General features: G+C 70.7%; 16 protein-coding genes and 1 pseudogene. 10 read left to right on the forward strand and 7 right to left on the reverse strand.

Annotated features, from left to right (window positions below):
• Positions 1 to 132 precede the first annotated feature (132 nt).
• The 4 genes and pseudogenes from O7599_RS04580 to O7599_RS04595 all read left to right on the forward strand — a co-directional run.
• Positions 133 to 1740: a glycoside hydrolase 43 family protein gene (locus O7599_RS04580; protein ID WP_281620793.1), complete on the forward strand. Its 1608-nt coding sequence runs from the start codon at positions 133 to 135 to the stop codon at positions 1738 to 1740.
• 278 nt (positions 1741 to 2018) lie between these two features.
• On the forward strand, positions 2019 to 3134 hold the full coding sequence (locus O7599_RS04585) for a non-reducing end alpha-L-arabinofuranosidase family hydrolase (protein ID WP_281620794.1): 1116 nt from the start codon (positions 2019 to 2021) through the stop codon (positions 3132 to 3134).
• A gap of 56 nt (positions 3135 to 3190) precedes the next feature.
• Positions 3191 to 4120 (forward strand): alpha/beta hydrolase, encoded by a 930-nt coding sequence (locus tag O7599_RS04590; protein WP_281620795.1) that lies wholly within the window; start codon positions 3191 to 3193, stop codon positions 4118 to 4120.
• 106 nt (positions 4121 to 4226) lie between these two features.
• Positions 4227 to 5246 (forward strand): annotated as a pseudogene (locus tag O7599_RS04595) (endo-1,4-beta-xylanase); the annotation flags it as partial.
• 139 nt (positions 5247 to 5385) lie between these two features.
• Here O7599_RS04595 and O7599_RS04600 read toward each other — a convergent pair.
• Both O7599_RS04600 and O7599_RS04605 read right to left on the reverse strand, forming a co-directional pair.
• Positions 5386 to 6414 carry a LacI family DNA-binding transcriptional regulator gene (locus O7599_RS04600; RefSeq protein ID WP_281620796.1) on the reverse strand — a complete coding sequence of 343 codons (1029 nt, stop codon included), beginning with the start codon at positions 6412 to 6414 and terminating at the stop codon, positions 5386 to 5388.
• On the reverse strand, positions 6398 to 8818 hold the full coding sequence (locus O7599_RS04605) for a glycoside hydrolase family 3 N-terminal domain-containing protein (protein WP_281620797.1): 2421 nt from the start codon (positions 8816 to 8818) through the stop codon (positions 6398 to 6400). The genes O7599_RS04600 and O7599_RS04605 overlap by 17 nt, the downstream gene beginning before the upstream one ends.
• 247 nt (positions 8819 to 9065) lie before the next feature.
• Between O7599_RS04605 and O7599_RS04610 the strand changes: the two genes are divergently transcribed.
• The 4 genes from O7599_RS04610 to O7599_RS04625 are packed head-to-tail and all read left to right on the forward strand — an operon-like array spanning position 9066 to position 13742.
• A complete protein-coding gene (locus tag O7599_RS04610) occupies positions 9066 to 10388 on the forward strand; it encodes an extracellular solute-binding protein (protein ID WP_281620798.1) in 1323 nt (440 codons plus the stop codon).
• A complete protein-coding gene (locus O7599_RS04615; RefSeq protein WP_281620799.1) occupies positions 10385 to 11287 on the forward strand; it encodes a sugar ABC transporter permease in 903 nt (300 codons plus the stop codon). The genes O7599_RS04610 and O7599_RS04615 overlap by 4 nt, the downstream gene beginning before the upstream one ends.
• Position 11288: 1 nt before the next feature.
• The gene (locus O7599_RS04620) at positions 11289 to 12182 is read left to right on the forward strand and encodes a carbohydrate ABC transporter permease (protein WP_281620800.1); all 894 of its coding nucleotides are present in this window, start codon (positions 11289 to 11291) and stop codon (positions 12180 to 12182) included.
• 24 nt (positions 12183 to 12206) lie between these two features.
• Entirely contained in the window at positions 12207 to 13742 is a 1536-nt protein-coding gene (locus O7599_RS04625; RefSeq protein ID WP_281620801.1) for a glycoside hydrolase family 43 protein, read from the forward strand.
• Positions 13743 to 13770: 28 nt separating this feature from the next.
• On the opposite strand, the gene O7599_RS04630 is transcribed toward O7599_RS04625, so the two are convergent.
• Positions 13771 to 13932 (reverse strand): hypothetical protein, encoded by a 162-nt coding sequence (locus tag O7599_RS04630; RefSeq protein ID WP_281620802.1) that lies wholly within the window; start codon positions 13930 to 13932, stop codon positions 13771 to 13773.
• A gap of 227 nt (positions 13933 to 14159) precedes the next feature.
• On the opposite strand from O7599_RS04630, the gene O7599_RS04635 reads away from it, so the two are divergent.
• Entirely contained in the window at positions 14160 to 16499 is a 2340-nt protein-coding gene (locus tag O7599_RS04635) for a beta-L-arabinofuranosidase domain-containing protein (RefSeq protein ID WP_281620803.1), read from the forward strand.
• 11 nt (positions 16500 to 16510) lie between these two features.
• Here O7599_RS04635 and O7599_RS04640 read toward each other — a convergent pair whose 3' ends face one another.
• The 4 genes from O7599_RS04640 to O7599_RS04655 are packed head-to-tail and all read right to left on the reverse strand — an operon-like array spanning position 16511 to position 19943.
• The gene (locus O7599_RS04640; protein WP_281620804.1) at positions 16511 to 17326 is read right to left on the reverse strand and encodes an ABC transporter ATP-binding protein; all 816 of its coding nucleotides are present in this window, start codon (positions 17324 to 17326) and stop codon (positions 16511 to 16513) included.
• 45 nt (positions 17327 to 17371) lie between these two features.
• Complete coding sequence (locus tag O7599_RS04645) at positions 17372 to 18148, reverse strand: ABC transporter permease (RefSeq protein WP_281620805.1); 777 nt, start codon at positions 18146 to 18148, stop codon at positions 17372 to 17374.
• Entirely contained in the window at positions 18145 to 18993 is an 849-nt protein-coding gene (locus O7599_RS04650) for an ABC transporter permease (protein WP_281620806.1), read from the reverse strand. Before O7599_RS04650 ends, O7599_RS04645 begins: the two co-directional genes overlap by 4 nt.
• Positions 18990 to 19943 carry an ABC transporter substrate-binding protein gene (locus O7599_RS04655; protein ID WP_281623279.1) on the reverse strand — a complete coding sequence of 318 codons (954 nt, stop codon included), beginning with the start codon at positions 19941 to 19943 and terminating at the stop codon, positions 18990 to 18992. Before O7599_RS04655 ends, O7599_RS04650 begins: the two co-directional genes overlap by 4 nt.
• A gap of 251 nt (positions 19944 to 20194) precedes the next feature.
• On the opposite strand from O7599_RS04655, the gene O7599_RS04660 reads away from it, so the two are divergent.
• Positions 20195 to 21025, forward strand: coding sequence for a CoA-transferase (locus tag O7599_RS04660; protein WP_281620807.1), 831 nt, complete (start codon positions 20195 to 20197; stop codon positions 21023 to 21025).
• Positions 21026 to 21041: the final 16 nt, after the last annotated feature.

The following is a 21041-nucleotide window of genomic DNA, read 5'->3' on the forward strand; positions in this document are numbered from 1 at the left end:
CATATCCGGGTGGCCGGCACCGCAATTGACGGTGGCGTTGCCCGTCGTTACGGTGCGCACCAAGGATTCGACTTATCGATCGCTGTTCGACATATCGAAGGAGAACTCCCGCCGCCGAGGAGGCTGACCCTCATGCCCGACCCACTGCACCCCTGGAGCCGCCGGACGTTACTCACGGCCGCCTCCGGCCTGGCCGCCGCGACCACGCTGCCGGCCGCGGCATCCGCCGCCGCGCCGGGCCCGCTCCAGGCGACGTACACGAATCCCGTCCTGTGGCAGGACTTCGCGGACATCGACATCATCCGCGTCGGCGACACGTACTACTACTCCGCCTCGACGATGCACTACTCGCCGGGCGCTCCCATCCTGCGCTCCTACGACCTGGTCAACTGGGAGTTCGCCGGGCACTCGGTGCCGGTGCTGGACTTCGGGAGCAAGTACGACCTGAACGGCGGCCGCGGCTACGTCCGCGGCATCTGGGCGTCCTCCCTGGGCTACCGGAACAGCAACCGCACCTTCTACTGGATCGGGCAGATCGACTTCGCCCGCACCTACCTCTACACCGCCCCGTCCGTCGAAGGGCCCTGGGCCAGGCACGCCTCGCTCGGCAGCGTCTACTACGACGCGGGCCTGCTGTTCGACGACGACGACACCCCGTACGTGGCCTACGGCAACACCGCCATCCACGTCGCCCAGCTCTCCCCGGACGCGCGCACCCAGGTCCGTTCCCAGCAGGTGTTCAGCACCCCGCCGAGCGTCGGCACCCTGGAGGGAGCCCGCTTCTACAAGATCAACGGAAACCACTACATCTTCCTGACCCGCCCGGCCAACGGCCAGTACATCCTGAAGTCCACCTCCGGCCCCTTCGGCCCGTACGAGATGCGGCAGGTGCTCCTCGACCTCCCGGGACCGATCGCCGGCGGCGGAGTGCCGCACCAGGGCGGACTGGTCAGCACCCCGGACGGCGGGTGGCACTACATGGCCTTCGTCGACGCCTATCCCGGCGGCCGCGTGCCCGCGCTCGCCCCGGTCACCTGGTCCGCGGACGGCTGGCCCACCCTGCAGCTCGTGAACGGCGCCTGGGGCCGGTCGTACACCGCACCGCTGCCCCTGCGCCCCGTCGCGCCGATGACCGGCACCGACACCTTCCAGGGCAGCGCGCTCGCCCCACGGTGGGAGTGGAACCACAACCCCGACACCGGCAGATTCTCCGTCGGCAACGGGCTGACCCTGCGCACCGCGACGGTGACCGGCGACCTGTACGCCGCCCGCAACACCCTCACCCACCGCATCCAGGGCCCCACCTCCACCGCCACCATCGAACTCGACTGTTCCGCGATGGCCGACGGCGACCGGGCGGGTCTCGCCGTGCTGCGGGACTCCTCCGCCTGGATCGGCCTCAAGCGCGACGGCGGCACCACGCGCGTGGTGATGGTCGACGGCCTGACCATGGACGGCAACTGGAACACCACCGGCACCGGCACCGAACGTGCGAGCGCGGCCTTCCCGGGCAACCGGATCTGGCTGCGCGCCCGCGCCGACATCCGGCCGGGCAGCGGGCGGCAGGCCGAGTTCTCCTACAGCACCGACGGCAGCGGCTTCAGCCGGCTGGGCCCCGCCTTCACGCTCAACAACGCCTGGCAGTTCTTCATGGGCTACCGCTACGCCGTCTTCAACCACGCCACCCGGGCGCTCGGCGGCAGCGTCCGGGTCGCACGCTTCGAACTGGCCACGCCCTAGCGAGGATTCCCTGCACCGACCAAGGCCGCTCTCGAAAATTTCGCCCTGGGAATCGAAATTCTTCCGCTGGCGGCATTGACGCCGCGCCCTCTCCCCTCAATCATCCCTGACTGAGAGTACGAACGACGTTCGAGATATCGAACTCGCACAACGGCCTTTCGCACCACTCGTTTTCGTTCCGGTGAGGCTCTCCACGCGGTTGTCCGGGCTCCCGGCCATCCGGGGAGGCACGCGACGCCGCGTGGCGGGCCCCGGCTGAGCCGCGATGGAGAACCCCCATGCCTCTGTCGAAACACCGCCCGTGCACGCGGTCGATACGGGCCGCCTCCGCCGTCCTCCTCGGTCTGGCCCTGGCGCTGTTCGCCGTGCCCGCCGAGTCCTCTCCCCTGCGCCCGTCCGCATCGGCGACGGGCCACCAGTCCGCCGCCGCACAGGAGTTGCCCGACAGCTTCCAGTGGTCATCCACCGGCCCGCTGATCTCACCTCAGCCGGGCCTCGACTCCGTCGCGGCCAAGGACCCCTCCGTCGTCCAGGACGAGGACGGCACCTGGCACGTCTTCTTCACCAGGGTCGACACGGCCGGCGACTGGGGCCTGGCGCACACCGGCTTCGACGACTGGTCCCAGGCCGCCGACGCCCAGCAGACCGACCTGGAGACCGCCTCCGCCATCGGCACCGGCTACCGGGCCGCACCGCACGCCTTCTACTTCGCCCCGAAGGACGAGTGGTACCTCGTCTACCAGACGGGCCTGCCCTCGTTCTCCACCACCACCGACCCCGACGACCCGACGAGTTGGTCGGCGCCGCGGAACTTCATGGACAGCATGCCGGACATCGTCGAGGAGAACATCGGCGACGGCTACTGGCTCGACTTCTACGTCATCTGCGACGAGACGGACTGCTACCTGTTCTCCGCCGACGACAACGGCCACGTCTACCGCTCCCAGACCACCGTGGCCGAGTTCCCGGGCGGCTTCGGCAACACCCAGATCGTCCTGTCGGACACCAAGAACAACCTCTTCGAAGGCGGCGCCGTCTACCGCGTCGAGGGCACCGACACCTACCTGCTGATCTGGGAGGCCATCGGCGGCGACGGCCGGCGCTGGTACCGCTCCTTCACCTCGCAGGGCCTGTCCGGCCAGTGGCAGCCGCTGGCCGACACCGAAGCCGACCCCTTCGCCCGCAGCAACAACGTCTCCTTCGAAGGCGGCAACGCCTGGACCCGGGACATCAGCCACGGCGAGCTGATCCGCACCACCCGCGACCAGACCATGACCCTGGACCCCTGCGACATCCGGCTCCTCTACCAGGGCATGGACCCGGCCGCCGGCGGCGAGTACTCCCAGCTCCCCTGGCGCCTGGCCCTGGCCACCAACACCGCCTCCGCCTGCTGAACCACCCGGGCGGCCACCGCAACGGATCCCCCTCCCCCACACAGGAGTGTCTTCGTATGTCCATGAACAGGCGCACCGCTCTGGGCGCCGTGCTGGGTCTGGGTATCGCCGGCACGACGGGCGCCGCCTCCCTGCTCGGCGCCGCACCCGCCGTCGGCAGCCCCACTCGCCGGCTTGCGCTCCCCCGGCAGGCACCGACCCAGGACTTCGCCATCGGAGTGCGGCAGTTCAACTGGAGCCGCGGCAACCGCTCGCTCTTCACCAAGATCTTCTACCCGGCCGCGGGGTCCCCCGGCGGCAACCCCGTGCCCGACGCCCCGCTCGCCGACGGCGTGTTCCCCGTCGCCCACTGGAACCACGGCATGTACGGCAACTCCGACTCCTACGCCTCCCAGACGCACGCGATAGCGTCCGCCGGCTTCATCTGCCCCGCCCCCTCGATCAGCGACAACACCAACATCGGCTCCGTGTACGGCGGCGAGTGGTCGAAGGACGTCTCCGAGGTCATCACCCGGACCCTGGCGCTGAACGACTCCTCGGGCAGCCCCTTCGCCGGACACATCGACACCGCGGCCGGCGTCGGCGTCTCCGGCCACTCGATGGGCGGCATGACCGTCCACGGCCTGCTGACCAACTGGCCGGACGACCGGATCAAAGCCGCCGTCCCGGTCGCCTGCGTGGACATGGGCAACCCGGCGGGGCTGGACACCAACGTGCTGTTCATCCACGGCGACCGGGACCCCACCTGCCAGTACGGCCTGGCCCGCCAGGCGTACGCGGAGCTGTCCGCCCCCAAGGCGTTCCTCACCCACGTCGGCGCGGACCACGCCGCGTATCTCAACCCGGGCTTCCCGACCTTCAACCAGACCCAGAACACCCTCGTGGACTGGTTCCGCTGGAGCCTGTACGGCGACACCGCCGCCCGCGACCGCCTCCCCGCGGGCGCCACCGCACCCGGCACCAACTGGGAAGCCGTCCTCGACTGAACCACCGGGCCCGGTGCGGCCCCCGGCCGCACCGGGCCCTCGGCACCGCTTCCGGACAGGGGCCGGACGGCCCCTGTCACCCTCCACCGGACATCAAGGAGCAGCCATGCTCAGCACTTCCCCCAAGCGGCGCGCACGCCGCCGGGCCCGGTCAGCAGTCGTCGCGGCCGCAACGTCCGCCGGGCTGGCGGCGGCAGGACTGCTGTCGTTCCCCGGCACCGCCCACGCGGCCGACACGCTCGGTGCCGCGGCGGCCGAGAGCGACCGCTACTACGGCGCCGCCGTGGCCCCCCACCTCCTCGGCGAAGCGAGCTACGCGTCCACGCTGAACCGCGAGTTCAACAGCATCGTCGCCGAGAACGTCATGAAGTGGGACGCCACCGAGCCCAACCGGGGGCAGTTCAGCTTCGGCGGCGGCGACCAGCTCGTCTCCCACGCGCAGAGCCACGGCATGTCCGTACGCGGCCACACCCTCGTCTGGCACGCCCAGCAGCCCGGCTGGGTACAAGGACTGACGGGCAACAACCTCCGCCAGGCGATGCTCGACCACATCGACGGAGTCGCCGGGCACTACGCCGGGAAGATCGACTCCTGGGACGTGGTCAACGAGGCGTTCGAATGGGACGGCAGCCGCCGCCAGTCCAACCTCCAGCAGCAGATCGGCAACGGCTGGATCGAAGACGCCTTCCGCGCCGCCGACGCCGCCGACCCCGGCGCCACGCTCTGCTACAACGACTACGGCACCGACGGCGTCAACGCCAAGAGCGACGCCATCTACCGCATGGTCCAGGACTTCCTCGCCCGCGGCGTACCCCTCGACTGCGTCGGCTTCCAGTCCCACCTCGACTCCAACTCCGACCTCGGCACCTACCGGCAGAACCTGCAGCGCTTCGCCGACCTCGGCGTCGACGTCCAGATCACCGAGCTGGACATCGGCGGCTCCGGCACCGCCCAGGCCAACGCCTACCGCACCGTCACCGAGGCATGCGTGGCGGTGTCCCGCTGCACCGGCATCACCACCTGGGGCATCACCGACAAGCACTCCTGGCGCGGCCAGGACACCCCACTACTCTTCGACGGCAACTACCAGAAGAAGCAGGCATACAACGCCGTACTGGAAGCGCTGAACAGCGCGCCCTGACGGCCGGCACACGCCGGCTCTCCGGATCGGGGCGGGGCGCCCGGGAGGGTTCCTGCCGCGCGCGGGCCGAGGGCGGCCCGCCCCGGTTCCTCCCTGTCGCGGCTCTTCCCCGCGCGTGTCCGGATCACGCGTGCGCCGCGGCACGCGGGCCGGGCGGTGCCGTCGACGTGCGTGCCACGAGTTCCGTGGCGAGTTCGATGTGGTGGGATTCCACGTTCTCGCCGGCGGCCAGGCGGAGGGCGGTGCGCAGGGCGACGCCGCCCATCTCGCGGAGCGGCTGGCGAACGGTCGTCAGCGGCGGCGAGGCCATCCGGGCGAGGAGCGTGTCGTCGAAGCCGACCACGCTCAGGTCCTCGGGGACGCGCAGACCGCGGGCCCGGGCGGTCTCGATGACGCCGAGGGCGATCTCGTCGTTGCCCGCGAAGATCGCCGTCGGCGGCTCTTCGAGGTCCAGCAGTGCCGCGGCGCCGGCCAGGCCGGTCTGGTACGTGAACTCTCCGGCCCGGACGTAGGCGGGGGGTACGGGTGCTCCCGCCGCCTCCATGGCGGCGCGGTAGCCGTGCGCGCGGGCCTGGTTGCACGCGGCCGTGGCCGGCCCGCCGAGATGGGCGACGCGGCGGTGGCCGAGGGAGAGCAGGTGCTCGGTCGCGGCCAGGCCGCCGGCGAAGTTGGTCGCTCCGACGCTGTTGATCCGGCTGTGCGGCAGGTGCAGCGGGTCGAGCACGACCGCCGGCAGGCCGGCCCGTGCCAGCGCTTCCAGGTGCGCGGCGGTGTAGACGCTGGTGACCCCGATGAGGGCGCGACGGCCGGCGGTGACCAGGTCCCGGGCCCAGTGCGGGTCATGGGAGGACTTGCCGATCACCACCGAGGCGCCCAGCTCGGCCGCCGCGTCGACGATGCCCTCCACCGCCTCGGCCACGTACGGCCTGAGGCCGCCCGCGAACTGCACCTCGATGGTCGCGCTCTGCGGCACCTCCGTGTGGCGGAACACGGGGGCGAAGTAGTCGTGCCGGTGGAGCAGTTCCAGGACCCGGGCGCGCGTCTGCGGAGCCACGTCGGTGCGGTCGTTAACCACTTTGGACACGGTCGCGACCGAGACCCCCGCCGCGCGGGCGATGGTCGCCAACGTGGTGCGTCTAGCGTCCGCCGGCATCGGCTTCCCCCTGCTGGATGTCCACCGGCGTGGTGAGCCGCCGGTCGTGGCCGACCACACGGGTGGGGCCGGTCAACCGTACGGCAACCCGGCACGGGAGTGCGGCCGAGGAGGTGCCGACGAGCACCTCGACCTCCCCGGGTTCGACGATCCGCCGCAGATCGCGGCCGGTGAACGCGGTCCGGTCGGCGTGCACGTGGAACCGGACCCGCGCGCTCTCCCCCGGCTCCAGCCGGACCGGCGCGAAGCCGGCCAACTGCCGGACCGGCCGGGTCACCTGGGCGACGACGTCGCGAAGATACAGTTGGACGACCTCGTGGCCGGCCCGGGCACCGGTGTTGCGCGCCCGCACGGACACGGCGAACTCACCGTCGGTGGGGATCTCCGTCGCGCTCGCGCGCGGGTCGTCGACCTCGAACGTGGTGTACGACCTGCCGTGTCCGAAGGGGAACAGCGGCGTCGGGTCGATGCTGCTGATGCCGTGGGTGTTCCCGCCGAGCGGCGGCTGCAGGTACGTGCCGGGCTGACCCCCGGGGCGGCGGGGAATCTGCACCGGCAGCTTGCCGGCGGGCTGGACCCGGCCGGAGAGCACACCGGCGATCGCCGCGGCGCCGCGCTGGCCGGGCATGAACGCCTGGACCAGACCGGCGGCGCGGGGATGCACCTCGCCCAGGGCGTACGGGCGGCCGGAGACCACGACCACCACCACGGGCGTCCCGGTGGCGAGGAGTTCCGCGAGCAGGTCGGCCTGCACGCCGGGCAGCCGCAGGTCCTCGGCGTCGCAGCCCTCACCGGACGTACCGTTGCCGAACATGCCCGCGCGGTCGCCCACCACCGCCACGCACAGATCCGCCTCGCGGACCGCGGCCGTCGCGGCGGCGAAGCCGGACCGGTCGTCGCCGGACACGTCGCACCCCGGCTCGTGGACGATCTCGGTCTCCGGCAGTTCGGCGCGCAGCGCGTCGAGGACGGTCGGTGCCGCCACGCCGAGGTCCAGGCCGGGGTGGCGGGGCAGGACGTGGTTGGGAAAGGCGTAGCAGCCCATGAGGGTGCGCGCGTCGGCGGCGCACGGCCCGACCACGGCGACCCGGCCGGGCGCCGCACGTCCGGCGCTGCGAAGGGGCAGTGCGCTGCCCTCGTCGAGCAGCACGACGGATCGCTCGGCCAGCTCCCGCGCGAGCTCCCCGTTCTCCGGTGAGTCCAGATCGACGGCGGCGGCGCCGGCGACCGAGCCCTCGGGCGTCCAGCCGGGATCGAGCAGCCCGAGCTCGACCTTCTGGGTGAGCAGCCGGCGCACCGCCCGGTCCAGCAGGGACTCGGGCAGCTCGCCCCGGCCGACCCGGGCCACGAGGTGGTCGCCGAAGCCGAGCGTGTCGGGCAGCTCCACGTCGATGCCGGCGCCGAGCGCCAGTACGCCCGCCTCCTCGGTGTCCGCGGCCACTCCGTGCATGCCGGCGAGGAACGCGACCGCCCCGTAGTCGGAGACCACGGTGCCGGTGAAGCCCCAGTCGCCGCGCAGCAGATCGGTCAGCAGCCAGGAGTCGGCGCCCGCCGGGACCCCGTCCACCTCGGCGTACGAGTTCATCACGGAACGGGCCCCGCCCACCGCGATCGCGGTCTCGAACGGCGGCAGCACGACGTCCGCCAGCTCGCGGCGGCCGATCGGCGCGGGCCCGTGGTTGCGGGCGGCGCGGGACGCGGCGTATCCGGCGAAGTGCTTCAGAGTGGCGATGACCCCGGCACCCTCCAGGCCGGCGACGTAGGCGGCGCCGAGCATCGAGACCAGGTACGGGTCCTCCCCCATGGTCTCCTCGACGCGGCCCCACCGGTGGTCGCGGACCACGTCGAGGACCGGGGCGAGACCCTGGTGGACGCCGACCGCCCGCATGTCCCGCCCGATCGCGGCACCCAGCCGCCGCACCAGACCGGGGTCGAACGTCGCCGCCCACGCGAGGGCCGCGGGGTAGACCGTGGCGCCGTAGGTGGTGAACCCGGTGAGGCACTCCTCGTGGACCAGCGCGGGGATGCCGAGCCGGGAGCCGCGCAGGACCGTGTGCTGCAGCCTGACCAGCTCGGCCGCCCCCTCCGCCGGGGTCACCGGCCGGCTGCCGTACACCCGGGTGAGGTGGCCGAGACCGTGCCGGCAGGCCTCGGCCGGCGGGACGCTCCCGGACTCGAACACCTCCTGGATCGGGGCCACTCGGTGGCCTCCGGCCCCCTCCTCGCCGTCGTCGCCCGCGCGCGCCCTGTCGTTGCCGAACCAGCGGCTGCCGAGCTGCGCGACCTTCTCCGCCACGGTCATCTCGGCCAGGAGGGCGTCGACCCGGTCCGGCACGGACAGCGCCGGGTCCTGCCAGCGGTGCGTGCCCCGGCCCGGGACCGGTGGTGATTCAGCCGTGGCCATTGCGCCCTCCTCCGTGCTCAAGCCGCATTTCCCGAAATATTTTCGAGCCCTGTCGAGCTCCTTCCGGGAGCCGTCTCCGCCTGAGATTACGGGTACAGCCCTTGTACGACAACGGACTTACGCCTCTCTTGACAGCCGTCCGCCCGATACCTAACTTGCACCCACGAGGTTTTGCGAGCGCAAGTTTCGAAAAGTTTTCATCCATGGTCCGCCGGAAGCTGACGGCCCTCAAGTGCGGAGAACACACATGGAGATCCCTCTCTCTCGTCGTAAGCTCCTCGGCCTGGCGGCCGGTCTGCCGGCCTCCGCGGCCCTCGCCGCCTGCGGCTCGTCCGGTCCCGGCAAGGGCGGCGACGGCGGCACGGCCACGTACTGGCATCTGAGCGGCCAGCCCCAGGAAGGCGTCAGGACCGGCGCGGTGGAACGGTTCAACGAGGCCAATCCCCAGGGGCGGATCGAGGTCACCACCTTCGAGAACGACGCCTACAAGACGAAGATCAAGACCGCCATCGGCGCCGGGCAGGCACCCACCGTCATCTGGGGGTGGGGCGGCGGCACGCTGCGCACCTACGCGGAGGCCGACCAGGTCGACGACCTCACCCCGTGGTTCGACGAGAACCCCGAGATCAAGGACCGGCTCTTCCCGTCCTCGTTCGGGGCGGCGACCGTCGACGGCAGGATCTACGCGATGCCGTTCGAGAGCGTGGAGCCGATCGTCCTGTTCTACAACAAGAGGGTCTTCGACGACGTCGGCGTGGAGCCGCCCCAGTCCTGGGACGACATCATGGCCCTGGTGCCCAGGTTCAACGCGGAGGGCATAGCGCCGTTCTCCCTCGGCGGCCAGTCCCGGTGGACGAACATGATGTGGCTGGAGTTCCTGTTCGACCGCATCGGCGGCCCCGAGGTGTTCCAGGCCGTCTTCGACGGCGAGAAGGACGCCTGGTCCCACCCGGCCGCCATCGACGCGCTGACCAAGGTGCAGGACCTGGTCAAGGCGGACGGGTTCACCAAGGGCTTCTCCTCGATCACCGCGGACTCCAACGCCGACCAGGCGCTGCTCTACACCGACAAGGCCGCGATGATGCTGCACGGCTCCTGGTCGTACGGCATCCAGCAGGCCGAGGGCGGAGACTTCGTCTCCGGCGGCGGCCTCGGTTTCATGAACTTCCCGCCCGTCGAGGGCGGCAAGGGTGATCCGGGCAACTCCGTCGGCAACCCCGCCCAGTACCTGTCCATCTCCTCGAAGGCCAGCGCCGAGCAGAAGAAGATCGCAAAGGACTTCTTCGCCACCGGCGTCCTCACCGACGAGGAGGTGAAGGAGTGGATCGACACCGGGGCGGTGCCGATCCGGAAGGGTTCGGAGAAGTTGCTGGCCGAATCCGAGAGCTCCGAGTTCCTGCAGTTCGTCTACGGGATCGCCAGCAACGCGAAGACGTTCGGCCAGTCCTGGGACCAGGCGCTCAGCCCGACGGCCGCCGAGACGCTGCTCGACAACATCGCCAGGCTCTTCCAGTTGTCCGTCTCGCCACAGCAGTTCACCGACAACCTCAACGAGGTCATCGGCAAGTGAGCACCCTCACCGGCGCTACGCGGCCGAGGGGCCGGCGCAGCATCCTGCCCTGGCTGGCCGTGCCGGCACTGCTGTTCTTCGTCGGCTTCGCCGTCGTCCCGCTCGTCGGCGTCTTCCTGCTGAGCTTCACGACGTGGGACGGGATCGGCGACATCCACCCGTCCGGACTGACCAGTTGGCGTGCGGTGCTCACCGACCCCGGGCTGCCGCACGCCCTCTGGGTGACGTTCCTGGTGATGGCCGTGTCCTGGGCGGTCCAGACACCGGCGAGCATTCTGCTCGGCACGTTCCTGGCCGGCCGCCAGCGCTACCGCGCGGTGCTGAGCCTGGTCTACTTCGTCCCGCTCCTGCTCAGCTCCGCGGCGATAGCCGTCGCGTACAAGGCGCTGCTGGACCCCAACTTCGGGCTGGGCGCCGGGCTGGGGTTCGAGTGGCTCAGCAAGGACTGGCTGGGGCGCCCCTGGCTCGCCTTCGGCGTCGTCGTCTTCGTCGTCTCCTGGCAGTTCGTCCCGTTCCACGCGCTGATCTACCAGGGGGGTGTCCAGCAGATCCCCCAGTCCCTGTACGAGGCCGCGCAACTGGACGGCGCCGGGCGGGTCCGCCAGTTCTTCAGCATCACGCTGCCCCAGCTCAAATACACCATCATCACCTCGTCGACGCTGATGGTGATCGGGTCGCTCACCTTCTTCGACCTCATCTTCGTCCTGACCGAGGGCGGCCCGGGAGACGCCACCCGCGTCCTCGCGCTGGACATGTACAAACGGGGCTTCCAGGCCAACCTGATGGGGCCGGCCAGCGCCATCGCGGTGATCCTGGTCCTGATGGGCCTCGCCCTCGCCCTGCTGCTGCGCCGGCTCGGAGGCCGGGACGCCGGCGCGAGCCAGCTTGAGGGAGTCTGACATGGCCACCACGCTGACCAAGCCGCAACCGCAGAAGACCGTCCACCGCGAGCGGCGCCACCGCCCCGGTCCGGCCGCCCGCCGGCGCAACTGGCTCGGCGGCCTGGCCGGATGGCTGTGGCTCGCCGTCGTCGTCGTACCCCTCTACTGGATTCTCATCACCAGCCTCAAGGCCCAGAGCAACTACTACGCGAGCAACCCGCTCGTGCCGCCGAGCGACCCCACGCTGGCCAACTACGAGCTGGTCATGGAGTCCGACTTCGTCAGCTACTTCGTGAACAGCGTCGTGGTCACCGTCGGCGCGGTGGTGCCGGCGGTCACGGTCTCCTTCATGGCCGCGTACGCGATCGTGCGCGGCTGGAGCCGGCGGTTCCTGCGCACGGTGAACGGGCTGTTCCTCATGGGCCTGGCCATCCCGCTGCAGGCGACGGCGATCCCGGTCTACCTGATCATCATCGAGCTGCACCTGTACGACAGCCTGCTGGCGCTGATCCTGCCCTCGATCGCCTTCGCCATCCCGCTGTCCGTGCTGATACTCGCCAACTTCATCCGGGACGTGCCCAAGGAGCTGTTCGACTCGATGCGGGTGGACGGGGCCACCGAGTGGGGGACGCTGTGGCGCCTGGCGGCGCCGCTCACCCGGCCGGCCATCCTCACCGTGACCATCTTCAACGCGCTGACCATCTGGAACGGATTCCTGCTGCCGCTGATCCTCACCCAGAGCCCGTCCCAGCGGACCCTGCCGCTCGCGCTGTGGACCTTCCAGGGCGAGTACGGGGTCAACGTCCCCGCCATCCTGGCCGCCGTCGTGCTCACCACGCTGCCTCTGCTCGTCCTGTACGCCATCGGCCGCCGCCAACTGCTCAGCGGACTGACGGCCGGATTCAGCCGGTGACCGACCGACCCGCGAAGGGATCCTGTGCGCACGTACGACAACCCCGTGATCGGCGGGTTCCACCCCGATCCCAGCGTGTGCCGGGTGGGTGACGACTACTACCTGGTGTGCTCCAGCTTCGAGTACTTCCCCGGGCTGCCGCTCTTCCACAGCAGGGACCTCGTGCACTGGGAGCAGATCGGCAACGTGCTCGACCGCCCCGGGCAACTGCCCCTGCCGCTGCCCGGCGCACAGGCGTCCGGCGGACTCTACGCGCCCACGATCCGCCACCACGGCGGCCGTTACCGGGTCATCAACACCAACGTCGACGGCGGCGGCAACTTCGTCGTCTCGGCCGAGCGGCCCGAGGGGCCGTGGAGCGACCCGGTATGGATCGACCTGCCCGGGATCGACCCCGATCTGGCGTGGGAGGAGGACGGCACCTGCTGGAGCGCCTTCTCCGGACCCGAGGGCGGCATCCACCTGGCCAGGATCGACCCGGTCCGGGGGAAGGTGCTGGAAGGGCCCTTCGCCACGTGGTCGGGCACCGGCCTCAAGTTCCCCGAGGCGCCGCACCTCCACCGCATCGGCGACTGGTGGTACCTGCTGATCGCGGAGGGCGGCACCGAACGCGGCCACAGCGTGTCCGTCGCCCGTGGCCGCTCGCCGCGCGGCCCCTGGGAAGGCGCCCCCGCCAACCCCCTGCTCTCCCACAGCGGTACCGCCCGGTCGATCCAGAACACCGGCCACGCCGACCTGGTGCAGGCGCCCGACGGCGACTGGTGGATGGTGCTGCTCGGCGTCCGGCCCGGCGGCTTCACACCCGACGTGCACGTGCTCGGCCGCGAGACGTTCCTGACCCCCGTGGAGTGGGACGAGGACGGCTGGCCCGTCGTCGCGCCCGTGCCCGAGAGCCATCCGGCACCGGGCGGTGCCTGGCACCCCGTTCCGGCCCTGCCCGCCCGCGACGACTTCGACGGCCCCGCTCTCGCGCCGCACTGGATCTCGCCGTTCGCCCGCCCGGAGGGCTCCTGGTCGCTCACCGAGCGCCCCGGCCGGCTGGCGCTCCGCGCCACCGGCGCCACCCTCGACCGCCCCGGGTACACGTTCGTCGGCCGCCGCCAGCAGCACCACGACTGCCGCGTCACCGCCGCGATCGACGCGGGAACGGGCCGCGGCGGCCTCAGCGTGCGTCTGGACGAGGCCCACCACTACGAGGTGGAGGTCGCGAACGAAGAGGCCCGCGTCGTCGCCCGGATCGGCCCGCTGCGCCAGACCGTGGCCCGCCGACCGGTTCCACCGGGACCGCTGACCCTCACCGTCACGATCCGCACGTCCGGCCTCGTGTCCGCGTCGCCCGAACTCACCGGCGGCCGGACCACCGGCCCCGACACCATCGCCTTCTGGCTCGGCGATCCGGGCGCCGCGGACGCCCGGCCACTCGCCGAGCTGGACGGACGCTACCTGTCCACGGAGGTCGCCTGCGGCTTCACCGGCCGCGTCATCGGCATGTACGCCACGGAAGGCACGGTCGCCTTCGACTGGTTCGAGTACGTCCCGGCCCCGGCGCCCTCCGCCTGAACTCGGCGGAGGCTCGCTCGGCGTCTCGTCATCCGCGGTTCTCGGCGACGGCCGCCACGGTCACCGTCCCCATCCGCCCGGTCCCGGTCCGGACGTGGCCGCCGAGCCCGAGGTCGGCGAGTACCGCCCCGGCGAGAACGTGGTAGTTCGTGTTCTCCCCGGCGGGGTGGCCATGCGGCCGTCCGGTCATCGCTGGTTCCCTTCTCGGTCCTTCATCGGGTCGGTGTACCGGGTGTAGCAGACGAGAGCGCTCCCATTGACACCCCTCCCGCGCCACCCTAGAGTCCCGTTCGACTTTCAGAACGTAGTTCGGCATCTCGAACTACGCCTCCGCGGGATCGCACTGTCCCGGACGGTCCTCGCGAGGCAAGTCAGCACGGACGTCTTCGCTTTCCTCCCTCACGGAAAGGACGGAACATGTCCTCCTTCGTCAGCAGGCGCCGGCTGCTGCAGGCCGCCGGCGCCGCGGCCGTCACCTCCGCCGCCGGCGCCGCCCTCGGCGGCTCGCCCGCCCGGGCGGCGACGGCCGCGGCCCGGGACGACATCGGGGTCTCCGCGTACCCCTTCGACTTCGGACAGGTGCGGCTGACCGCGAGCCGGTGGCTGGACAACCAGAACCGCACGCTGACCTACCTGCGGTTCGTCGACGTCGACCGGCTGCTCTACAACTTCCGGGCCAACCACCGGCTCTCCACCAACGGGGCCGCCGCCAACGGCGGCTGGGACGCGCCGACGTTCCCGTTCCGCACCCACATGCAGGGGCACTTCCTCACGGCCTGGGCGCAGGCGTACGCCGTGACCGGGGACACGACCTGCCGGGACAAGGCGGAGCACATGGTCGCGGGGCTGGCCGCGTGCCAGGCCAACAACGGCGCGGCCGGGTTCACCACCGGGTACCTGTGCGGCTTCCCCGAGTCCGACTTCACCGCGCTGGAGGACCGGACCCTGACCAACGGCAACGTGCCGTACTACGTGATCCACAAGACCCTGGCCGGGCTGCTGGACGTCTGGCGTCTCCTGGGCAGTACGCGGGCCCGCGATGTGCTGCTGAACCTCGCGGGATGGGTCGACTGGCGCACCGGCCGGCTGAGCCTGCAGCAGATGCAGGCCATGCTGGGAACCGAGTTCGGCGGCATGAACGCGGTGCTGACCGACCTCCACCGGCAGACGGGCGACGCGCGGTGGCTGACCGCCGCCCGGCGGTTCGACCACGCCGCGGTGTTCGACCCGCTGGCCGCCAACCAGGACCGGCTCAACGGGCTGCACGCCAACACCCAGGTCCCCAAGTGGATCGGCGCCGCCCGGGAGTACAAGGCCACCGGCACCACCCGCTACCGGGACATCGCCGCCAACGCCTGGAACATCTGCGTCGGCGCGCACACCTACGTCATCGGCGGCAACAGCCAGGCGGAGCACTTCCGCCCGCCCCACGCCATCGCGGGCCACCTCGCCGAGGACACCTGCGAGAGCTGCAACACGTACAACATGCTCGTGCTCACCCGGGAGCTGTTCACGCTGGACCCCGGCCGGGCCGAGTTGTTCGACTACTACGAACGGGCCTGGCTGAACCAGATGATCGGCCAGCAGAACCCGGCCGACGGCCACGGCCACGTCACCTACTTCACCCCGCTCAACCCCGGCGGCCGGCGCGGCGTCGGCCCGGCGTGGGGCGGCGGCACCTGGAGCACCGACTACCAGAGCTTCTGGTGCTGCCAGGGCACGGGCCTGGAGACGCACACCAGGCTGATGGACTCCGTCTACTTCCACAGCGACACCACGCTGATCGTGAACCTGTTCGTGCCCTCGGTGCTCGACTGGTCGCAGCGCGGGATCACCGTCACCCAGACCACGTCGTACCCCGTCGGCGACACCACCACCCTGCGGGTCACCGGCGACGCCGGCGGGACCTGGACGATGCGCGTCCGCATCCCCGCCTGGACCACGGGGGCCACCGTCAGCGTCAACGGCGCGGTGCAGGACATCGCCACCGCGCCCGGCAGCTACGCCGCCCTGACCCGCTCCTGGACCTCCGGCGACACCGTCACCGTCCGCCTGCCCATGCGGGTCGTCATGCGGCCGGCCAACGACGACGCGGACGTCGCCGCCGTCACCTACGGCCCGGTGGTGCTGTCCGGCGACTACGGAAACAGCTCGCTCGGCTCCCTCCCGTCGCTGGACACGTCCTCGATCACCAGGACCGGCGGCGACTCGCTCGCCTTCACCGCCACGGCCGACGGTTCCGCCGTCGACCTGGGTCCCTTCTACGACGCACACGGCCACAACTACACCGTCTACTGGAACACCGACGGCCGGGGCGGCGAAGCCACCGTCCGGCTGGTCAACGCCGCCAGCGGCCTCGTCCTCGGCATCCAGGACATGTCCACCGCCGACGGCGGCCTCGCCCTGCAGTGGCACGACTCGGGCACGGCGGACCACGACTGGGAGATGGTCCCCGACGGCGCGGCGGTCCGCTTCCGCAACGCCCACAGCGGCAAGGTGCTCGGCGTCCGGGACATGTCCACGGCGGACGGCGCGGCCGTCCTGCAGTGGGCGGACAACGGGACCGCCGACCACCGGTGGACGATGGCCGACCAGGGGGACGGCACGTACGAGATCCGCAACGAGCACAGCGGAAAGCTGCTCGGCATCCAGGGCAACTCCACCGCCGCCGGCGCGTTCGCCGTCCAGGACGCGGACGACGGCACGGCCGACAACAGGTGGCGCGTCGTAAGCAACGACCAGCGAACCGGTCGGTAGTCGTCGCCCGATCAGTGCGCTTGCGCGGACATCCCCCGAAGGCCGGCCGGCGTGGTCTCCCCGCTGCGTTTGGCCGCCTGGATCTGCTCGTACACGTGGGTACGCAGCCGGGTGAACTCGGTGTCCGCGCGGGTGTGCAGTTGGTCGCGTTCGCCGGGCAGCCCGATCGGCAGTTGTTCCCGCACCACCGTCGGAGAGGAGGAGAGGATCAGCACCCGCTGGCCGAGGTACACCGCCTCGTCGATGTCGTGAGTGATGAAGAGGATCGTCACCCCGAGCTTGTGCCAGAGGTCGCGGATGAGGTCTTCCAGCTCGGCGCGGGTCTGCGCGTCGACGGCGGCGAACGGCTCGTCCATCAGCAGCACCCGCGGCTGGTAGGCGATCGCCCGGGCTATCGCGACCCGTTGCTGCATACCGCCGGACAACTGCCACGGATACGCCTTGTCCACATCGGGCAGTCCGACGGCGGCCAGCGACTCGCGGACCAGCTCCCGCCGGCGCGCCTTGGGCACCTTCGTGTGGCGCAGGGGGAGGTCGACGTTGTCGTACGCGCTCATCCAGGGCAGCAGACTGCGGCCGTACTCCTGGAAGACCACGGCCACGCCCGGCGGGGGTCCTGTCACCGGCCGGCCGTCGAGCAGAACCTCGCCCGCGGTCGGCGGCAGCAGCCCGGCCACGCACTTGAGCATGGTCGTCTTGCCGCAGCCGGAAGGTCCGACCAGACAGGCGAACTCGCCTTCGCCGAGGGTGAAGGTGAGGTCGCGTACGGCCTCCACTCGCCGGCCCTGGCCCTCGTAGACCTTCTTCAGGCCGTGCACCTCAAGCATCTGTGTCCCTTCCGGGTACGGCCGCCGGGCGGGCGGCTTCGAAGGTCATGCCGAGCGCTGTGCCCTGCGCAGGCCGTGATACCAGGCCAGGGCGCGGCGTTCGGCGAGGCGGAAGACGATCGACAGGACGACACCGAGCAGGCCGAGCACGATGATGCCGCTCCACATCTCGGGTATGGCGAAGCTCCTCTGGAACTGCACGATGCTGAAGCCGAGGCCGTTGCTGGCGGCGAACATCTCGCTGATGACCATGAGGATGATGGCGATCGACAGTGCCTGGCGCATCCCCGCGAAGATCTGCGGGCTCGCGGAGCGCAGCACCAGATGGCGGAGGCGCGCCGGGCCCGTGATGCCGTAGGACCGGGTCGCCTCGTCGGTGACGCTGTCGACGGCGCGCACGCCCTCGACCGTGTTGAGCAGGATCGGCCAGACACTCCCGGAGACGATGACGGCGATCTTCATCCCGTCGCCGATGCCGGCGAACAGCATGATCACCGGGACCATGACCGGCGGCGGGATCGCGCGCAGAAACTCCAGCGTCGGCTCGGCCAGCGCCCGAAGCCCCGGTCGGGAGCCGATGAGGAGCCCGGTGGAGATGCCGAGCAGGCAGGCGGCCAGATAGCCGGCGGTCAGCCGGAGGACACTGGGCAGGACATCGTCCCCCAGCCGCGCGCCCGTCCACTCGTCGCCGAACGCCGTCAGGATCTGTTCCAGGGGTGGGAAGTACGGGCTCTGGCTCCCGGAGCTGGCGATCCACCAGACGGTGACGAGCACCGCCGGAAGGCCGAGAAGGAAGGCCGTCTGCCGGATCAGGCGGGTCATGCCACTACCTCCCCGCGGACGGACTGGTGCCAGGCCAGCACGCGGCGTTCGACCGCCCGCGCGCCGACGTTGATGGTCACGCCCAGCAGACCGGTGACGACCACCAGGGCGTAGATGTCCGGCACTGCCTGGGAGGTCTGCGCCACCGCGATCCGGGCGCCCAGGCCGGGCGAACCGATGATCAGCTCGGCGGTGATCGACAGGGCCAGGGCCACGGCGGCGGCCAGCCGGACGCCGGTCATGACGTACGGCAGCGCCGTCGGCCACATGACGTACCGCACCCGGGCCCAGCGGCCCAGACCGTAGGACCGCGCGGTCTCGTCCGCCACCGGGTCCACGTCCTGCACCCCGTAGAGCACCTGGATGAGGACCTGCCAGAAGGCCGCGTACACCACCAGCAGCAGGGTGGAGCGGAGGTCCGTTCCGTAGAGCAGCACGGCAAGGGGGATCAGTGCCACCGAAGGGATCGGTCTCAGGAACTCGATCGTCGACGCCGTGGCTTCCCGGGCCCAGGGGACGACCGAGATGAGGACGCCGATGACGACGGCGGCGCAGACGGCGATCAGCAGGCCCGTGATCCAACTGGTCAGCGTGTCTCCGACCGCGGTCCAGAACTCCGCTTCCGTGGCCTCGTCGGCGAGCGCGGAGGCGATGCGGCTGGTCGGCGGGAGATGGTCTGCGGACACCAGACCGGCTCTGGGCAGGATCTCCAGGGCGGTGAAGAAGCCGGCGAGACCGGCCGTGCCGAGCTGCCAGGTGGACCGCCGCCGGCCGGCGGCGGGGCGGGCACCGGTGCCGGGGCCGGCCTTCGGATCAGCGGCACCGGTGTCGGTCGTTGCCGTCATGGCACCAGCTTGCCCATGTCGGGGGCCTCCGTCAGGACGCCGTCCGCCACTCCGAGCTCGGCGAGGCGCTCAAGGGAAGCCTTGTCGGGTTCTGCGGGCCACTTGGGCAGGATCATCCCGTCCAGGATCTTGCCGTCGATCTCGGTGTACGTGGTGAGGATCTGGCGGACCTCGTCGGGGTGGGCGTCGGCGTAGGCGAGCGATTCCTTCATGGCCGCGGTGAACTCGGCCACCAGTTCCGGGTTCTCCTCGGCCAGCTTCTGTGAGGTGAAGTACATGGCCACGGTCAGATCGGGGGCGACGTCGACATAGTTGGACGCGATGACCCGGCCGCCCTCGGCCTTGATCGCCGCCTGTGCGGGTTCGACGACCCAGGCCGCGTCGACGTCCCCGTTGGCGAGCGCGGCGGGCATCTGCGGGAAACCGATCTCGGTGAACTCGACGCCCTCCGGGTCGCCGCCGGCCTTGCGGACTGATTCGCGCACCGACGTGTCGCCGATGTTCTTCAGGGTGTTGACGGCGACCTTCTTGCCGGCCAGGTCCCCGGCCGACCGGATCGGGCTGTCCTCGGACACCATGATGGCGCCGAAGTCCTCGCCCTGCTTGCCGGTCGAGGCGACTCCGTTGACCACGCCCTGAACCGGGATGTTCTGGTTCTGCGCGACCATCAGCGAGGTGGTGTTGCTGAAGCCGAACTGGAACTGGCCGCTGACGACACCGGGAACGATCGCCGCACCGCCCTGGCCGGCCTCCAGGGTCAGTTCGATACCGCGGCTCTTGAAGAACCCCTTCTTCTCGCCCAGGTAGATCGGTGCGACGTCGACGATCGGAATGACGCCCACCTTGACGCCGGTGGTCCCGTCTTCGGATCCCTCGTCTGCCGAGGAACCGCAGGCCGCGGCAGCCACGAGAGTCGCGGCTACCGCGAGGCCGGTGACGAAGCGACGCATGAATCCTCCCGGAGGGATACCTCGCCCAACAACAATGCTCACGTGGTTGTGCACTATACGTACGAGAGTTCTCATGCAGAACGTAGAGCGCCGCCAGGCTCCGGTCAACAGGCGACACAGGAGGCGTTACTCCTCACTCACTCCGGCCAGCCCACTCCGTTCTCGCGCACAGGTTTGACGGGTGGCTGATCAGCCGCATAACCTGTGCAAGTAGCGAACTTTCGTACGTATAGCGCACGGGAGGTGGACGGATGGCGGTGATCACCGCTCTCGGAGACGCGGTGAGGACACTTGTCCACGACGGCGACACCGTGGCGCTGGAAGGGTTCACTCACCTGATCCCGGTGGCCGCCGGGCAGGAGATCATCCGTCAGCGGCGGCGCGAGCTCACTCTCGCCCGGATGACGCCGGACATCGTCTACGACCAGATGATCGGGGCCGGATGCGCCCGCAAGCTGGTCTTCTCCTGGGCGGGCAACCCGGGCGTGGGATCGCTGCACCGGTTCCGTGACGCCGTCCAGAACGCCTGGCCTGCTCCGCTCGAGTTGGAAGAGCACAGTCACGCGGGGATGGCCAACCGCTACGTCGCCGGGGCCTCGGGGCTGCCGTTCGCCGTGCTGCGCGGCTACGCCGGCACCGACCTCGTCGGCCGGACCTCCACGATCAGACCCATCGTCTGCCCGTTCAGCGGTGAGCGGCTGACCGCGGTGGCCGCGCTCAACCCCGACGTGGGCATCGTGCACGCCCAGCACGCCGACCGGCGGGGCAATGTGCAGTTCTGGGGAATCACGGGGGTGCACAAGGAGGTCGTCCTGGCATCCAGGCGCTCCCTGGTGACCGTGGAGAGGATCGTCGACGAGCTTCGGCCGCGGCCGGGAGCCGTCGTCCTTCCGCACTGGACCGTGACGATGGTCGCCGAGGTCCCCGGTGGCGCACATCCGTCCTACGCGGACGGCCACAGCGACCGGGACAACGCCTACTACCGCGGCTGGGACGACGTCAGCCGCAGCCGTGAGGCGTTCACCGCCTGGCTCGACGACATCGTCCACGCGGACCCTGCGCGGACAGGAGCCCCGCGATGACGCTCGATGAGCCCGT

Origin of the sequence: Streptomyces sp. WMMC500 (genome assembly GCF_027497195.1) — a bacterium.
In the GTDB taxonomy this organism is placed as follows: Bacteria; Actinomycetota; Actinomycetes; order Streptomycetales; family Streptomycetaceae; genus Streptomyces.

Coding starts and splice junctions, on each gene's coding strand:
- O7599_RS04580 (WP_281620793.1), top strand. CDS start 133: ATGCCCGACCCACTGCACCCCTGGAGCCGCCGGACGTTACTCACGGCC.
- O7599_RS04640 (WP_281620804.1), bottom strand. CDS start 17,326: ATGCTTGAGGTGCACGGCCTGAAGAAGGTCTACGAGGGCCAGGGCCGG.
- O7599_RS04605 (WP_281620797.1), bottom strand. CDS start 8,818: ATGGCCACGGCTGAATCACCACCGGTCCCGGGCCGGGGCACGCACCGC.
- O7599_RS04635 (WP_281620803.1), top strand. CDS start 14,160: ATGTCCTCCTTCGTCAGCAGGCGCCGGCTGCTGCAGGCCGCCGGCGCC.
- O7599_RS04630 (WP_281620802.1), bottom strand. CDS start 13,932: ATGACCGGACGGCCGCATGGCCACCCCGCCGGGGAGAACACGAACTAC.
- O7599_RS04600 (WP_281620796.1), bottom strand. CDS start 6,414: ATGCCGGCGGACGCTAGACGCACCACGTTGGCGACCATCGCCCGCGCG.
- O7599_RS04650 (WP_281620806.1), bottom strand. CDS start 18,993: ATGACGGCAACGACCGACACCGGTGCCGCTGATCCGAAGGCCGGCCCC.
- O7599_RS04645 (WP_281620805.1), bottom strand. CDS start 18,148: ATGACCCGCCTGATCCGGCAGACGGCCTTCCTTCTCGGCCTTCCGGCG.
- O7599_RS04590 (WP_281620795.1), top strand. CDS start 3,191: ATGTCCATGAACAGGCGCACCGCTCTGGGCGCCGTGCTGGGTCTGGGT.
- O7599_RS04660 (WP_281620807.1), top strand. CDS start 20,195: ATGGCGGTGATCACCGCTCTCGGAGACGCGGTGAGGACACTTGTCCAC.
- O7599_RS04620 (WP_281620800.1), top strand. CDS start 11,289: ATGGCCACCACGCTGACCAAGCCGCAACCGCAGAAGACCGTCCACCGC.
- O7599_RS04655 (WP_281623279.1), bottom strand. CDS start 19,943: ATGCGTCGCTTCGTCACCGGCCTCGCGGTAGCCGCGACTCTCGTGGCT.
- O7599_RS04610 (WP_281620798.1), top strand. CDS start 9,066: ATGGAGATCCCTCTCTCTCGTCGTAAGCTCCTCGGCCTGGCGGCCGGT.
- O7599_RS04585 (WP_281620794.1), top strand. CDS start 2,019: ATGCCTCTGTCGAAACACCGCCCGTGCACGCGGTCGATACGGGCCGCC.